The following is a 422-nucleotide window of genomic DNA, read 5'->3' as shown; positions in this document are numbered from 1 at the left end:
TCTTAAGGCCGAGATGTTTATCCCGCGCGCAGGTCAGCAAGAAGCTGAACCGATCGCGCGTATCACCGCCTTGCTGCGCGCCGATCCGAAGCTGTCCGGCGATAAGGCGAAGCTCATGGAGGATATCGTCATCAGTACCTACAAGAAGCTGCGGGATGACTGACATTGAAGTTCAGGCACGGATTTAAGGCAGAGGCCAAACGTATCGCCGCCCGGGTCCGGGAAAAGGTCGGCCTGACGCCGATCTGTCCTATCGACCCCGTGCAAGTCTGCGCCCGCTTTGACATCCGTCTGCTCAAGCTGAGCGAGGTCGAGCCGGACTCCCCTTTTCTGCATGGCGAAAACCGGAAGTTCTTCTCGGCGGTGACCGTGCCGCGTGGCGGCCAGACAGCCATTCTGCACAACGACAAGCACCATGAGCA

General features: G+C 59.2%; 1 pseudogene. It reads left to right on the top strand.

The features are described 5' to 3' along the window. Positions 1–165 precede the first annotated feature (165 nt). Positions 166–422: pseudogene (locus EN780_RS37990) on the top strand (hypothetical protein); the annotation flags it as partial.

The sequence above is a fragment of the Mesorhizobium sp. M4B.F.Ca.ET.089.01.1.1 genome (assembly GCF_004022605.1).
Lineage (GTDB): Bacteria > Pseudomonadota > Alphaproteobacteria > Rhizobiales > Rhizobiaceae > Mesorhizobium > Mesorhizobium abyssinicae.
The sequence above is the reverse complement of the archived record's forward strand: the minus strand, read 5'-3'. Positions and strand labels throughout refer to the sequence as shown.